We start from the raw sequence: 17,482 nt of genomic DNA, 5'->3' as shown, positions 1-17,482 counted from the left end.
CAGGAAGGTCGTTCGCTGCCGGCAAGCTGCCGGGTGCTGTGCGGCGGCGAGGCGCTGCCGCCGGATCTGGCGCGGCGGCTGGTGCGGCAGGCCGGCGAGGTCTGGAACCTGTACGGTCCGACCGAGACCACGGTGTGGTCGGCCCGTCACCGGCTCGATAAGGCGGACGATCGTCCGCTGCTGGGCGGCCCGATCGGCAACACCACGCTGCACATTCTCGACGGCGATCTCAACCTGGCGCCGGTCGGCGTTGCCGGCGAGCTCTATATCGGCGGCGCGGGGCTGGCGCGCGGCTATTGGCGGCGCGGCGGGCTGACGGCGGAGCGCTTCATCCCCGATCCGTTCGGTCCAGCGGGCACGCGGCTGTACCGCACCGGCGACGTGGCGCGGTGGCGACCCGACGGCGTGCTCGACTATGTCGGCCGCGCCGACCACCAGGTGAAGATCCGCGGCTTCCGCATCGAGCTCGGCGAGATCGAGGCGCGGCTTCTGGCGCAGCAGGGTGTGCGCGCGGCGGTGGTGGTGGCGCGCGAGGCCGGCGCTGGCCGCCAGCTGGTCGGCTATGTCAGCGGCGAAGCGTTGGATGGGGCCGCGCTCAAGACGGCCTTGTCCGCGGTGCTGCCGGACTACATGGTCCCGGCGCGGATCGCGGTGCTGGATCGCCTGCCGCTGACGCCGAATGGCAAGATCGACCGCAAGGCGCTGCCGGCGCCGGATCAGCTCGCGGCGTCCGTCGAGCATGTCGCGCCGCGCACGCCGGCCGAGGCGGCGCTGGCCGCGATCTGGGCCGATCTGCTGCGCCAGCCCAAAGTCGGCGCCACCGACAATTTCTTCGAGCTCGGCGGCGATTCCCTGATCGCCGTCCAGCTCGTCAGCCGCATCAAGCGCGATCTCGGCCACGATCTGCCGCTCAACCGTCTGTTCGAAATGACGACTGTTGAAACCATGGCGGCTGGGCTGCGCCTGGAGAGCGAAACCGATAAGCGGAGCGGCGACATTGCCGCGATGCTCGATATGTTGAAGGAAGTCGAACTGTCCGATGAGTGACACGGCAACCACGCAAAAGCAGCAGCTGCGCGACATCTCACGGCGGCTCATGCGCCTCGATGCCGGAAAGCAGCACGCATTCCTGTCGCAGCTCGCGGCGATGGGCGTCAATCTCGCCATGCTGCCGATCGTGCACCAGGAGCGGAAGCGGGCGCCGCTGTCCTTTGCGCAATCGCGCCTCTGGTTTCTTTGGCGGATGGATCCGGGCAGCGCCGCCTACAACATCTCGGCGACGGTGCGCGTGCGCGGCACGCTGCATCCGCGCGCCTTGCAACAGGCGTTCGATGCACTGGTCGCCCGTCATAGTGCGCTTCGCACCGTGTTTCGGCAGGAAGGCGAGATAGCCGAACAATTCATAGGGGAGCCGCAACCGGTCGCCGTGCGCTATGTGACCTTCGACGGCGATGACCGCGAAGCGCAGGCGCGTTCGCTGGCGCGGCAGGAAGCCTCGCTGCCGTTCGATCTCGGAGCCGGCCCGCTCATGCGCGTGGCGTTGCTGACGCTGGACGAGGGCGACCACATCCTCGTCGTGAGCCTGCACCATATCGTCACCGACGGCTGGTCGATGGGCGTTCTGGTCGACGAATTCTGGAAGCTGTACGCGGCATTTGCATGCGGTGAAACACCGGTCCTGCCGGAGCCGGAGATCGACTATGCCGACTACGCCGAGTGGCAGCGGCTCTGGATGAGCGCGGTCGATGGCACGCGCCAGGTCGACTACTGGACCAAGCGCCTTGCCGATCCGGCCGTGCTCCAGCTACCGATCGACCGGGCGCGGCCGGCGGTCCCGGATCTTGCCGGGTCGGCACGCCGCATCCCGCTCGATCCGGTGCTGGCCGATGGCTTGCGCGCTCTGGCGCGGCGACACCGCACGACGCTGTTCGTCGTCTTGCTGGCGAGCTTCAAACTGCTGCTCTATCGCTACACCGGCCAATCCGATATCAACATCGGCGTGCCCGTGGCCAATCGGCACCGCGATGAAACGCGCGGGTTGATCGGCTTGTTCGTCAACACCCAGGTGCTTCGCACGCAGATCGACGGCCGCATAGGGATCGCGGACTTCATCGCGGCGGTCCATGCGGCCACGATCGAGGCACAGGAAAACCAGGATCTTCCGTTCGAGCGACTGCTCGAGATTCTTCAGCCCGCGCGCAGCCTGAGCCAGAATCCGCTCTTCCAGGTCCTCTACAATCACCAGCGCCGTCGGGCGTCGGGCCGTCCGCCGGATCGCACCAGCCTCCAGATCGAGACGATCGACGCCGACGTCGATACGGTCAAGTTCGACCTCGCGCTCGACACCGACGAGGGGCCGTCGGGCGAAATTCGCGCGATCTTCACTTACGCGACGGCGCTGTTCGAGGCGGCGACGATCGAGCGTCTTGCCACGCACTGGACTACGATCCTGAAGGCGATGGTCACTGACGACACGCAATCCGTCGCCGATGTGGCGCTGCTCTCCGAACAGGAGCTGGAGAGGCTGCGCCAATGGAACGATGCGGATGGTGGAACGACAAGCACACCGTTCACGCCAGTACACCGGACGGTCGCGCGGCTGGCGGCCGAAACGCCCGACGCGCCGGCGCTGGTCTTCGGCGACGATGAAATCACCTATGCCGAGCTCAACCGTCGCGCCAATCGGCTCGCGCACCACTTGCTGCGGCTGGGCGTCAGGCATTCCGATCTCGTCGGCGTCTCGGCACGACGCTCGCCGCATCTCGTTGTGGCCCTGCTCGCTATTTTGAAGACGGGTGCCGCCTATCTGCCGCTCGATCCCGAGCATCCCGTGAGGCGGCAGGTCGGCACCATGCGCGATGCGGGTGCGCGTGTCGTGCTGGTTGACGCGGATGGCTCGGCACTGGCGCCGCCGCCACCCGGCATCGAGGTCGTCCCGCTCGATGCGATCGACCTCGCCCGGGAGAGCGAAAGCGATCCGGAGATCGCGGTGGCCGCGACCAGCCTTGCCTATGTGATCTACACGTCCGGCTCCACCGGCATCCCCAAGGGTGTCGCGGTCGAGCACGGTCCGTTCGCGATGCATTGCGAGGTGACGGCCAGGCTCTACGACATGGACCGGCAGTCGCGCGAGCTGCACTTCCTGTCCTTCACCTTCGATGGTGCCCATGAGCGGCTCTGGACCGCGCTGACCTGCGGCGCAACGCTCGTGATGCGCGATGCCGATTTGTGGTCGGCGGAGCAGACCATCGATGTTCTGCGCCGGCAGCGCGTCACCAACGCCGGATTTCCGCCCGCCTACCTGCAACAGCTCGCCGACTTCGCGATGTGGCGCGGCGATCCGCCACCGGTGGAGCTCTACTCGTTCGGCGGCGAGGCGATGCCCAAGGCAGGCTTCGACAAGGTCAAGCGTGCGCTCGAGCCGCGGACATTGATCAACGGGTACGGCCCGACCGAAACCGTGGTGACGCCGCTGGTCTGGAAAGTCGATGCCAGCGAGGAGATCGATGGCAATTACGCACCGATCGGTTGTCCGGTCGGCCGTCGCTCGGCCTACATTCTGGACAGTGATCTCAACATCGTTCCGGTCGGCGTGACCGGCGAGCTGTTCATCGGCGGCGAGGGACTGGCGCGCGGTTATTGGCGGCGCGCCGAGCTCACGGCCGCGCGCTTCGTTCCAGATCCCTTTGGTGCGCCGGGCGCTCGGCTCTATCGCACCGGCGATCTGGCGCGATGGCGCGCCGACGGCGTGATCGAATATGTCGGCCGCTCCGATCACCAGGTGAAGATCCGCGGCTTCCGGATCGAGCTCGGCGAAATCGAGGCATGGCTGATGCGGCAGTCCGGCGTGCAGTCGGCCGTCGTCATCGCCCGCGAAGCCGGCGTCAGCCGGCAATTGGTCGGCTATGTTGCCGGCGATGGTCTGTTCGACGAAACGGCGATGCGTGCGGCACTCTCGGACGAACTGCCCGACTACATGGTGCCGGCCCGGATCGTCAGGCTCGAGCGGCTGCCGCTTACGGCGCACGGCAAGGTGGATCGCGACGCCCTGCCGGCGTCCGAGACACCCACCGCAATCGCCGCACATGTCGCGCCGCGCTCGGCGGCCGAGACGGTGCTCGCCGCCATCTGGGCCGAGCTGCTCGGCCAGCCCGTCATCGGTGTCGAGGACAATTTCTTCGAGCTCGGTGGCGATTCCATCATCTCATTGCAACTGGTTGGCCGCGCCCGCCAGGCGGGCCTGCTGATCGAGCCGCGTGACGTCTTTCGACATCAGACCTTGCAGGATCTGGCGCGCGTGGCGCGCAGCGAAGGCAAGGCGGAAGATGTCGCCCCAGAGCTCGATATCGAGGGCCGCGAGCATCCGCTGCTGCCGATCCAGTTGCGGTTCTTTGGCGAGGATGCGGGGGACCGCCATCATTGGAACCAGGCGGTTCTGTTGATGCCGAAGTCGCGGCTCGATTGGAGACTTGTCGAACGCACGGTCGATGCCCTTGTGGCCCATCACGCGGCTTTGCGCCTATGCTTCGAGAAGATGGATGGCGTCTGGCGTGCGACCTATGGCTCGCCGCCGGCGACATCGGAGCTGCTGTGGATTCGCAGCGACGTCAGCGACGCTGCCGCGGTCACGAAAGTTGCGTCTGAAGCTCAGGCCAGCCTCTCGCTGGCCGGACCGCTGCTGCGTGTGGTCGGTATGGACCTTGCGGACGGCAGCCAGCGGCTTCTGGTGGTGGTGCATCATCTCGTCATTGATGGCGTGTCATGGCGTGTGCTGCTCGAAGATTTTGCGACGGCGTACAATCAGCTCCGCCAAGGTGCGGCCGCGGTCGCACTGGCGAGGAGCGAGCCCTATGCATCCTGGGGCGCGCGGTTGCACGCATATGGCGGTGCCGATGAGCTGGCGGCCGAGCTCGGCTATTGGCTGGAACGTCAATCACGTGCCGAGTTTCCCTGCGACGATGATCATGGCAGCGTTGACAGGGTTGCCGACGGTGAGGAAATTCTGCTGGCATTCGACGCGGGATTGACCGCGCGGCTGCTGAAGGAAGCGCCATCCGCTTATCGCACTCAGGTCAATGATCTCCTGCTGGCCGCGCTTGCGCGAGCGGTCTCGCGCTGGAGCGGGATTGAGGATGTCGTCGTCGAGCTCGAAGGGCACGGTCGCGAGGACATCTTCGCGGGCGTGGACGTGTCCCGCACCATTGGCTGGTTCACCACGGCTTTTCCGGTGCGCCTGCCGGGCGGCTCCGGTGACGCCGCCGCGCTGATCAAATCCGTCAAGGAGGAGCTTCGGGCCGTTCCCAACCGCGGGCTGGGTTACGGCGTGCTGCGCCATCTCGGCACCGAGGCGCAGCGTAGCGCGCTGGAGGCGCTTCCCGAGCCGCGCATCGTCTTCAACTATCTCGGCCAGTTCGATTCCAGCATGGGTGAGGGCGCGCCGTTCCGGCTCGCGCCAGAGAACTCCGGACCGTCGCGCAGCGACAGCGCGCCGCTTGGTCGCTGGGTGAGCATCAACGGCCAGGTCGGCGAAGGGCAATTGCGCCTGTCGTTCAGCTATGGCCGCCGGCGTTACCGGCGGGCAACGATCGAACGTCTCGCGGAGCATTACGCTGCGGCCTTGCGCGAGCTGGTCGACCACTGCACGGGTGGCGCGCGCGGCGTGACGCCTTCGGACTTCGCGTTGTCGGACCTGAACCAGGGTGATCTCGACGCGCTGGTCGCGACGATCGACTGCCGTGAGATCGAGGATATCTATCCGTTGTCGCCGATGCAGCAGGGCATGCTGTTCCACGCTCTGCGTGATGGCGAGAGCGGCAACTACGTCAATCAGATCGGCCTGGAGGTCCGCGGCCTCGATGCTGGCAGGCTGCGCGCAGCCTGGCACGAGGTCAGCGCGCGGCACGCCGTGTTGCGAACCGGATTTGCTTGGCGCGAACTGTCGGGGGCGGCGCAGCAGGTGGTCTATCGCTCTGCGAATCTGCCATTTGAGGAAGAAGACTGGCACGCGCAGGCCGCCGCCATGGACGACGAAGAGCTCCGGGCCGCGCTGGCACGCGTCTCGCGAGCTGATCGCGACCAAGCATTCGACTTGGCGCGCGCGCCGCTGCAGCGGGTGCGGCTGATCCGGCTCGACGACGCACGCCACTGGCTGATCTGGACGCATCACCATATCCTGCTCGACGGTTGGAGCGCGGCACGTCTGATGGCCGAGATCTTGCAGCACGAGCGCGGCGAGCGCTTGCCGTCCGTAACGGGCCGCTATCGCGACTACATCGAGTGGCTGCAAAAGCAAGACCGCGATGCGTCGACGGCGTTCTGGCGCTCCGCGTTGGCAGAATTGGAGGAGCCCAGTTTTCTCGCAGACACGCTGGGAGGACCGGCCAGCAGGGGAGCGTCCGGCCACGGCTCGCTGGACCTGCTCCTCGCGGCCGACCTGACGGCCAGCCTGCAAGCATTTGCCAGGCGGGAGCGCGTCACGCTGAACACGCTGGTGCAAGGCGCGTGGGCGCGGCTGCTGCGTCGTCACACCGGCCAGCGCGCGGTCTGTTTCGGCGCGACGGTATCGGGCCGGCCGGCCGAGATCAGCGGAGCCGAGGACATGGTCGGCCTGTTCATCAACACGCTGCCCGTCGTCGAACAGACAAGCCCGCAAGCCGAAGTCGGAGCATGGCTGCGTGACCTCCAGGCGCGTAACACGGATTTGCGCGATCACGGCTGGATGCCGCTCTATGATATTCAGCGTCTTGCCGGCAGCTCCGGGCGCGCGCTGTTCGACAATATCCTCGTGTTCGAGAACTACCCGATCGATCAGACGCTGCGAGGCGAGAGCGAAAGCGGACGCCGGTTCGGCCGGGTCGAGCAGATCTCGATCACCAATTATGCGCTGACAGTCGCGGTGTTCGCCAAGTCCGACGGCATCAATCTGGGTTTTCGCTACGACCGCGGTCGCTTCGATGACGACCAGATCAGGTATCTGCAAGCCTCGCTGTCGCAGCTGCTGGCCAGGATCGTGGCTGACGCGTCGCGGCCGCTTGGCGCCCTCGACGGCCTCGATGCCGACGAGATGCGGAAGGTGCTCGGCTGGACTGGCAGCGTCGAGAGGGCGCCGAAGCCTGGCGACAGCATCGTCGCGCAGATCGAGGCCCGTGCTGCGGCCTCGCCATCATCGATCGCATTGGTTTTCGGCGACCAACAGATCAGCTATGGCGAACTGAACGCACGCGCCAATCGACTGGCGTGGCGGCTGCGAGACCACGGGATCGGTCGTGACCGGCTGGTCGGAATAGCGATCGAGCGCAGTGTCGGGCTGATCGTCGGCGTCCTCGCCGTGCTGAAGGCCGGCGGCGCCTATTTGCCGCTCGATCCTGACTATCCGTCCGATCGCCTCCTTCACATGCTGGGCGACAGTGGAACAGCCCTGTTGCTGACCCAGGAACGGCTGCTCCCGCGTCTGGCGGCGGTGATCGCGGATGCGGGCACTGAGGCCTGGTCCATCGATGGACAGAGCGTATCTGGCATCGAGGGGCCCGCCGGTAATCTAGATGCGTCACTTCATCCGGACAGCCTGGCCTATGTCATGTACACGTCGGGGTCGACCGGTGTGCCCAAGGGCGTGGCCTGCTCGCATCGCGCGCTCGCAGCGCGGCTCGGCTGGATGCAAGCGGAATATCGCCTCGATGTCGATGAGACCTTGTTGCACAAGACTCCGTTCAGCTTCGACGTCTCGGTCTGGGAGATTCTGTGGCCGCTGGCGATCGGCGCGCGGCTTGCGATCGCGGCTCCGGGGGCGCATCGCGAGCCGCGGCTTCTGATGGACGCCGTCATCGCGCATGACGTGACGACACTGCATTTCGTGCCGCAGATGCTCGAGCATTTTGTGACCGAGCCCGGCGCGACACGCTGCACCTCGCTCAAGCGCCTGTTTGCCGGAGGCGAGGCGCTGTCGCTCGAACTGATGACGCGCGTGCTTGCGGCGTTCCCCAATGTACGGTTCGACAATCGCTACGGTCCGACCGAAGCGCTGATCAACGCCACCTACTGGAACTGTCGTGACGAGGGTGCCGCGCGCGTGCCGATCGGACGGCCCATTCCCGGCGTGACGATTCGTATTCTCGACACCGATCTGAACATGGTTCCGGCGGGCGTCACCGGCGAGTTGTTCATAGGTGGGGCTGGATTGGCGCGGGGCTATTGGCGGCGCGAAAAGCTGTCGGCGGAGCGCTTCATTCCCGATCCCTTCGGCGAGACCGGCGAGCGGCTCTATCGGTCGGGAGATCTGGCGCGCTGGCGCGCCGATGGCGCGATCGACTATGTCGGGCGCGGGGATCACCAGATCAAGATTCGCGGCTTCCGCATCGAGCTCGGCGAGATCGAGGCGCGGCTGCTCGAGCAGCCCGGCGTTCGCTCGGCAGTCGTGGTGGCGCGCGAGGTCGGCGCCGGCCGCCAGCTCGTTGGCTACGTCAGCGGCACGCGTGAATTGGAAGAGGCGACGCTGCGGACGGCGCTCTCGGCCGTCTTGCCCGATTACATGGTGCCGCCGAGAATCGCGGTGCTGGAGCGGCTGCCCCTGATGCCGAGCGGCAAGGTGGATCGCCATGCGCTGCCGGCTCCCGACGTGGCCCATGGGGATGCGGAGCATCAGGCGCCACGCACGCCGGCCGAGATGGCCTTTGCGGCGATCTGGGCCGAGCTGCTCGGCCGGTCGGCCGTTAGCCTCACCGACAATTTTTTCGAGCTCGGCGGCGATTCGATCATCTCGCTCCAGATGGTGAGCCGCGCTCGGCGCGCCGGATATCTGATCGAGCCCCGCGACGTCTTTCAGCATCAGACGCTGGAAGCGCTGGCGCTCACGGCCCGAACCGAGCAGCGCACCGGGACGCTCGCCGATCAGGGGCAGGTCAGCGGCCCGCATCCGCTGTTGCCGATTCAGTCCCGCTTCTTTGAGGAAGACACAGGACATCGCGATCACTGGAACCAGGCGGTACTGTTGCAGCCGAAGGATCGCCTCGACTGGGACGTGATGCGGCGCGCGCTCGCCGCCGTGATCGATCATCATGACGCGCTGCGCCTTCGCTTCGAGGAGAGCCAGGGGGGCTGGCGTGCCGAGCACGGTGCTGCTCCGCCCGCGGACGCGCTGCTCTGGGTCCGGCGGGCGGTTGACCGCGAGGCCGTGACGGCACTGGCGTCGTCGGCGCAGGAAAGCCTGTCGATTTCCAGCGGATTGCTGTTGCGGGCGGTCGGCATCGATGTCTCCGACGGCAGCCAGCGATTCTTGATCGTGATCCACCATCTGGTGGTCGACGGTGTGTCATGGCGAATTCTGCTGGACGACGTCGCTTCTGCGTACACGCAGCTTGCCAGAGGCGACACCATAGTTGCACTTCCGCCGAAGAGCCACGCCTACGCGCTGTGGGGACAGCGCTTGCGAGCCTACGCAACGTTGCCCGAACTGGCGACGGAACTGTCCTATTGGATCGGCCGCGGTGCGAATGCGGATATTCCATGCGATGACGATCATGTGGGCATCGATCGCATTGCGGATGCCGATGAGGTCCTGCTGTCGTTCGAAAGCGAATGGACGCAGCGCCTGCTGAGGGATGCGCCGTTAGCCTATCGCACGCAGATCAATGATCTTCTTCTTGCTGGCCTTGCACGCGCCGTCTGGCGGTGGAGCGGGCAGGATGACGTTCTCGTCGAGCTGGAAGGTCATGGCCGCGAGCACCTGTCCGGCGATCTTGATCTCTCGCGCACGGTTGGCTGGTTCACGACGACCTTTCCCGTGCGGCTGGCTGGCGGCTCGCAAGAGTCCTCGCTCTTGATCAAGACCGTGAAGGAGGAGCTTCGCGGGATTCCCGACCGCGGGCTGGGCTATGGTGTCTTGCGCCATCTCGGCTCCGAAGAGCAACGCATGGCGCTGTCGAACCTCAGTGAGCCGAAGATTGCCTTCAACTATCTCGGCCAGATCGACGGCGGTGACGATGAGGCCGCGCTGTTTACGATGGCAGCGGAAAGCGCCGGTCCGTCGCGCGATGCATCGAGCGTGCTACGACGCTGGCTGAGCGTGAACGGCACGGTGCGCGATGGCCGGTTGCGGCTGTCGTTCGGCTTCGGTCGCAAGCGCTATCGGCGCGAGACGGTCGAGCGACTGGCCGCGTTGTACGAGGCCGCATTGCGCGAGCTGGTCGATCATTGCACCGGCGGCGCCTGCGGTCTGACGCCATCAGACGTGGCGTTGTCGGGACTCGATCAGGCCGAGCTCGACAGGCTTGCGCTCGACTGGCGCGAGATCGAGGACATCTATCCATTGTCGCCGATGCAGCAGGGCATGTTGTTCCACGCTATGCACGACGGCGAGAGCGGGGTCTACGTCAATCAGGTCGCCGCGGAGATCCACGGCCTTGATGCCGGAAAGCTGCGCCGCGCCTGGCAGGCGGCCAGCGATCGCCATGCGGTGCTGCGGACGGGATTTGTCTGGCGTGACCTGTCCGGCGCGTCGCAACAGATCGTCTATCGGCGGGCCGAGGTGCCTTTTGCCGAGGACGATTGGCGGACGCGGATTGTGGAGTGGGACCAGGCCCAACTAGATGCGGCGCTAGCGGACGTCTCGCGGCAGGAGCAGGCCGCAGGATTCGACCTGTCACGGCCGCCCTTGCAGCGGGTTCGGCTGATCCGGCTCGGCGAAGACCGGCATTGGCTGATCTGGACGCACCATCACATCCTGCTCGACGGGTGGAGCTCGGCGCGGTTGATCGCCGAGGTGATGCAGCACAACGGCGAGGGACGTCTGCCGGCGTTGCAGCACCGCTATCGCGACTACATCGCATGGCTGAAGGACCGTGATGGCGCCGCTTCGGCGGCGTTCTGGCGCAATGCGATGGCAGGGTTGGACGAGCCGAGTTTCCTGGCAGACGGCCTGGCCGAACGGGCGGGCGCAGAATCGTCCGGCCACGGCATGCTTGCGCTGGAGCTGGATCCTGCCCTGACCGCATGGTTGCAGCAATTTGCGGTGCGCGAGCGCATCACGATGAATACGTTGGTGCAGGCGGCATGGGCGCAGTTGCTGCGGCAGCATACCGGGCAGGGCAAGGTCTGCTTCGGTGTCACCGTGTCGGGCAGGCCGCCGGAGCTCGCCGGCGCTGAAGAGATGGTCGGCTTGTTCATCAACACGTTGCCGGTCGTCGACGACGTCAGCCCGCAGCAGACCGTCGGGGCATGGCTGCGCGAGTTGCAGGATTGCAATCTGGCCCTGCGCGAATTCGGCTCGACGCCGCTCTACGAAATCCAGCGCCTGGCAGGGCGCCCCGGACGGCCGCTGTTCGACAGCATCCTGGTGTTCGAGAATTACCCGGTCGACCACGCACTGATCGGAAAGAACCGGCAGATCCAGGTCGGCGAGACCCGGATCGTCGAGACCAGCAATTATCCGCTGTTCGCAAGTGTCGGCGTCGATGAGCGTCTGCGTCTCGTCTTCAACTATCAGCGCGCGCGTTTTGATGAGGCGCAGATCGCGCGGCTACAGCGCGCCTTTGTGCGGCTGATCGAAGCACTGAGCATCGATGCCGATCGACCGGTCGGCGCGATTGCGGCCAGTGATCCCGCGGATGACGTCCTCCTCGCACGGGCGAACGACACGCGACGAGACCAGCTGCGCAAGGGAATTGTCGCGCAATTTGAGGCGCAGGTCCGGAAGTCACCCGAAGCGATAGCGCTGGTGGTCGGCGAGACGGAGCTGAGTTACGCCGCGCTGAACGCGCGTGCCAACCGGCTGGCGCGGCGATTGCGGGATCACGGCGTCGCGACCGACGTCGTGGTCGGGCTGGCGCTCGACCGGGGCGTCGAGATGCTGGTTGCGCTGGTGGCCGTGTTGAAGGCCGGCGGGGCCTATCTGCCGCTCGATCCGGATTACCCGCCGGAACGGCTGGCGCACATGCTGCGCGACAGCGGCGCAGCGCTCGTGCTGACGCAGAAGCAATTGCGCGATCAGTTCGCCGCCGTGCTGGAGGAGACCGGCGCCGAGGCCTGGCTGCTCGACGGGCAGGGCGGCGAGGGTGGCGATGCCGGCAATCTCGATGTCGCCGTTCACGCCGAGAGCCTCGCCTATGTGATCTACACCTCCGGTTCGACCGGCCTGCCGAAGGGCGTGATGGTCCGCCACGACGCGGTGACCAATTTCCTGGCGACCATGGCGGAGCAGCCCGGCATGACGGCCGCCGACCGCGTGCTCGGCTTGACCTCGCTGTCCTTCGACATCGCGGTCCTGGAGCTGTGGCTGCCGCTGACGATCGGCGCCTGCGTGGTGCTGGCGGATCGTGCGGCGGCGCAGGATCCTATCAAGCTCAAGGCGATCGTGGAGCGGCACGGCGTATCCCTGATCCAGGCAACGCCATCGACCTGGCGGATGCTGCTCGATCAGGAAGGTCGTTCGCTGCCGGCAAGCTGCCGGGTGCTGTGCGGCGGCGAGGCGCTGCCGCCGGATCTGGCGCGGCGGCTGGTGCGGCAGGCCGGCGAGGTCTGGAACCTGTACGGTCCGACCGAGACCACGGTGTGGTCGGCCCGTCACCGGCTCGATAAGGCGGACGATCGTCCGCTGCTGGGCGGCCCGATCGGCAACACCACGCTGCACATTCTCGACGGCGATCTCAACCTGGCGCCGGTCGGCGTTGCCGGCGAGCTCTATATCGGCGGCGCGGGGCTGGCGCGCGGCTATTGGCGGCGCGGCGGGCTGACGGCGGAGCGCTTCATCCCCGATCCGTTCGGTCCAGCGGGCGCGCGGCTGTACCGCACGGGCGACGTGGCGCGGTGGCGACCCGACGGCGTGCTCGACTATGTCGGCCGCGCCGACCATCAGGTGAAGATTCGCGGCTTCCGCATCGAGCTCGGCGAGATCGAGGCGCGGCTGCAGGCGCAGCAGGGTGTGCGCGCGGCCGTGGTGGTGGCGCGCGAGGCCGGCGCTGGCCGCCAGCTGGTCGGCTATGTCAGCGGCGAAGCGTTGGTTGGGGCCGCGCTCAAGACGGCCTTGTCCGTGGTGCTGCCGGACTACATGGTCCCGGCGCGGATCGCGGTGCTGGATCGCCTGCCGCTGACGCCGAATGGCAAGATCGACCGCAAGGCGCTGCCGGCGCCGGATCAGCTCGCGGCGTCCGTCGAGCATGTCGCGCCGCGCACGCCGGCCGAGGCGGCGCTGGCCGCGATCTGGGCCGATCTGCTGCGCCAGCCCAAAGTCGGCGTCACCGACAATTTCTTCGAGCTCGGCGGCGATTCGATCATCTCGCTGCAAATGGTGAGCCGCGCGCGGCGCGAAGGCGTGCTCATCGAGCCGCGCGATGTCTTCCGGCATCAGACCATCGAAACGCTGGCGGCGGCGTCCCGCGATGTCGGCCCTGGCAAGGACGACGCGGCCTCACAACGTGGCTCGCTCTCGGGGCTGTCCGGCGAGCAGCTCGAGCGGCTCGGTCTGGACTTGAGCCGCATCGAGGACGTCTATCCGTTGTCGCCGATGCAGCAGGGCATGCTGTTTCATAGCCTGCGCGATGCCGGCAGCGGCGTCTATGTCAACCAGGTCAGCGTCGAGATCCGGGGCCTCGATCCGGGACGTCTCGACACGGCATGGCGTGAGGTGAGCGCGCGTCATCAGATGCTTCGAACCGGCTTCTTGTGGCGCGAGCTCTCCGGCTCTCCACTGCAAGCCGTCTATCGCGACATCGTCGTGCCGTTCGAGCAGGACGACTGGCGCGGGCAGGAGATCGGCGACGAAAGGATTGCCGCTGCCCTTGCCGAGGAGCGCGCCGCCGAGTTCGATCTTCAGGCACCGCCGCTACAGCGGGTGCGGCTGCTGCGGCTGCAGGACGACCTATATCGGCTGATCTGGACCTATCATCACATCTTGATGGACGGCTGGAGTTCAGCCAGGTTCGTCGGAGAAGTCCTGGAGTGCTATTACGGCGGCACGCCTACGGCGAACGCGACGCGCTACCGCGACTACATCGCCTGGCTGCTGGCGCAGGATGCCAAGGCTGCCGAAGCTTTCTGGCGTGAGCAGCTCAAGAGCTTCGACCAGCCGACGCAGCTGGCCGACGCCTTCGGCGCGCGCCGCCATCAGGTATCCGGCCACGAACGCTGTTACACGCGTCTCGGAGAGACGGCGACCGCGGAGCTGAAGGCGTTCGCGCGCCGCGAGCGGATCACGTTGAACACCATCGTCCAGGGCGTGTGGGCGCTGCTGCTACAGCGCTATACGGGCCAGAACACCGTGACCTTCGGCGTGACGGTGGCCGGTCGTCCGGCCAGTCTCGACGGATCGCAGCAGATGCTCGGACTCTTCATCAATACGCTGCCCGTGATCGAAATGCTTCCGTCCGCCAGCTCTATTGGAGAATGGCTGCGCGCGCTGCAGGACCGCAATTCGGCGATCCGGGATTACGAGCATACACCCCTCTATGACATCCAGGGCTGGGCCGGCCGCGCCGGTCAGACGATGTTCGACAGCATCATCGTCTTCGAGAACTATCCGATCGAACGCAGCATGCATCGCGGCGCGGGTGCATTGCAGTTCAGCGGCCTGCGGAATGTTGACGTGACGAACTACCCGATGGACCTGTCGGTGCTGGTCGAAGACACGCTTCAAGTCGAATACACCTATATGCCGAGCCATTTCACCGCGGCGCAGGCCACGCAGATCAAGGCACAGTTCGAGCATTTGCTGGCGGCGCTGACGCGGGACGCCACGGCTCTGCTTGGCAGCATCGATCCGGTCACGAACGCCGACGCTGCGCTTGCCGAACGCTGCAATCGTAGCGCCACGTCAAGTGCTCCGCTGCCGCTGGTGCACGAGGCGATCAGCGGCCACGCGCAGCGTCATCCGGGGCGAACGGCCCTGACCATCGGCGGCGCAGTGCTCTCGTTCGGAGAGCTTGAGCGCCGGGCCAATCGTCTGGCGCATCACCTGATTGCCCGCGGGCTCAAACCCGAGCAGCGCGTCGGCGTCGTGGTCGAGCGATCTGAGATCACGATGATCGCGCTGCTGGCTGTGCTCAAGGCAGGCGGGGCTTACGTTCCGCTTGATCCTGAGCTGCCATCCGAGCGGCATGCATTCGTCATGCGGGATGCCGCAATCGCGTTCCTGCTGACGGGACGGCTCGAGATCGGGGCCAGCCCGGATGGTGTGGAAAGGATCGCGCTGTCCACGTTCGATTTCGACGCGGGGCCCGGCCATCCGCCGCAACCCGAGCTGCATCCTGAAAACCTGGCCTATCTGATCTACACCTCGGGTTCGACGGGGACGCCGAAGGGCGTCGCCGTCGCCCATGGGCCGCTGGCGATGCACTGTCACGTCACCGGGAGCCTCTACGAGATCGACGAAAGCTCCTGCGAGCTGCACTTCCTGTCGCTGGCCTTCGACGGCGCCCATGAGCGCTGGCTGACGGTCCTGTCTCATGGCGCGCGGCTGTTGATGCGTGACGCCGAATTGTGGACGCCGGAGCAGACCGTCGAAAACCTGCACGCCCATCGCGTCAGCCATATCGGATTGCCGCCGGCCTATCTCCAGCAGGTCGCGGAGCACGTCGAGCAGAGCGGCAACCCGCCGCCGGTCAAGCTCTATTCGTTCGGCGGCGAGGCGATGCCGAAGGCGGGCTTCGACAAGGTCAGGCGCGTTCTCAAGCCGCGCATCCTGATTAATGGTTATGGCCCGACCGAAACCGTCGTCACACCCCTGGTCTGGAAGGTTGACGGCGCGTCCGAATGCGACACGCCATATGCGCCGATCGGCGTTCCGGTCGGTGACCGCCGCGCCTACATTCTCGATGGCGCGCTCGACATCATTCCCGCCGGTGTCGCAGGCGAGCTCTATCTCGGAGGCTTCGGGCTGGCGCGCGGTTATCACGGCAAGGCCGGCATGACCGCGGAGCGCTTCGTGCCTGACCCGTTCTCGGCGGTGCCGGGCGCCCGGCTGTACCGCACCGGCGATTTGGCGCGATGGCGCGAGGACGGCGTCGTCGAATATCTCGGCCGCAGCGACGACCAGGTCAAGGTCAACGGCTTCCGGATCGAGCTCGGAGAGATCCAGACGTCGCTGCTTCGTCACGAGGCGATCGCGCAGGCGGCGGTGGTGGCAGTGCCGGGCGCGTCCGGAAATCAGCTCATCGCCTATGTCGCGCCGAAGGCGGCAGGCGGCGCCACGCCCGATGCGGCCGCGAGCCTCGTCGAGCGTTTGACCGCCTTCCTGAAGCAGATCCTGCCGGCCTATATGGTGCCGGCGCGGATCATGGTTCTGGAGCGGCTGCCGACATTGTCGAGCGGCAAGATCGACCGGCGTGCGTTGCCGGCTCCCGACGCGTCGATGCGGAGCTTCGTCGCGCCGCGAGGCCCGGCAGAGATCGCGATGGCCCGCCTGTGGTCTGAAATTCTGAGAGTGCCGGAGGTCGGGGTCACCGACAATTTCTTCGAGCTCGGCGGCAATTCGATTCTCTGCCTCAAGGTTGTAGCGCGGCTCCGTCAGGACAAGGCGTTTGGGATCGAGATCAAGCTGCGCGATCTGCTTCAGAAGCCGACGATCCGTGCGCTGCTCGCCGGCAACGCCACCGCGGCGTCCGCCGTTGCGGCGGCGCCATCGGCGCTGCTGCCGCTGAATGCCGTGGTCCGCGGCGTCAATCGCGTGTTCTGCGTGCATGGCGGCTTCGGCACGGTCTTCGATTATGGGCCGCTGGCGCGCCGCCTCGAAGGACACCGCCAGGTGATCGGGCTGCAGTCGAGAATGCTGGTCGACGGTTCGTGGACCGACAGCTCGCTCGAAGCGATGGCGGTGGACTATGCGACCGAGATCCGGCGGATGCAGCCGCGCGGCCCCTACAGCCTGGTCGGCTGGTCGCTGGGAGGGCTTCTGGCCAGTCTCGTTGCAGCCGATCTCGAACGCGGCGGTGAGCGCGTCGATCGTCTTGCGATGGTCGACAGCTTCGTGCCGCGGCAGCGGGATGGATCGAGCCGGCAAGAGACGATGTCCCACTGGGTCGATGATCTCGCCGGATTGCTGTCGGCGGTTCTTCCGAACGCGGCGGCCTTTCGCATCGATGCGCAGGTCGAGGCAGCGAAACGCGCTGACCTGCGGGAGACGCCGGAGAACATCAGCGATCTGGTGGCGACCGTTCTGGAGCAGGGCCGGAGAGTGCAGGCCGACGACGTGTTGCTCGGCGCAGACGACCTGTCCGCCGCCTTCGCGGTCGGACGGCATCTCAACAGGCTGGCGCAGAACGCCACGCTGCCGCGCGGCCTCGAAGCCACGCCGCTCTGCTGGTGGACGTCGGTCCGCCTGGCGCAGCGCGATCGGCTGGAACTGCAACTGCCGACGGCCATCGATCGCGGTGTCGCAGGCGACAACCATTTCACCATCCTGAAGGATATCGGCCTGCTCGATGAGATCTGCGGTCTGCTCGTGCCAGCGACGGCGTCGACGATCGCGCAGGATACGGTTACTGAACCGGCGGAGTGA

At 66.5% G+C, this 17,482-nt stretch carries 2 protein-coding genes (1 of these 2 running past the window's edge); both read left to right on the top strand.

Annotated elements, in window-relative coordinates:
- A protein-coding gene (locus NLM15_RS32215; RefSeq protein ID WP_375166893.1) for an amino acid adenylation domain-containing protein crosses the window boundary here: on the top strand, positions 1-1,047 show its end. It extends 5,529 nt beyond the left edge of the window; 1,047 of the gene's 6,576 nt are visible here — the last part of the coding sequence; the start codon falls outside the window, past its left edge; its stop codon occupies positions 1,045-1,047.
- Positions 1,040-17,482, top strand: a complete 16,443-nt coding sequence (locus NLM15_RS32210) for a non-ribosomal peptide synthase/polyketide synthase (protein ID WP_254121788.1) — start codon at positions 1,040-1,042, stop codon at positions 17,480-17,482. Before NLM15_RS32215 ends, NLM15_RS32210 begins: the two co-directional genes overlap by 8 nt.

The sequence above is a fragment of the Bradyrhizobium sp. CCGB20 genome (assembly GCF_024199855.1).
Classification (GTDB): Bacteria; Pseudomonadota; Alphaproteobacteria; order Rhizobiales; family Xanthobacteraceae; genus Bradyrhizobium.
This window is presented reverse-complemented; position numbering and strand designations above follow the sequence as displayed.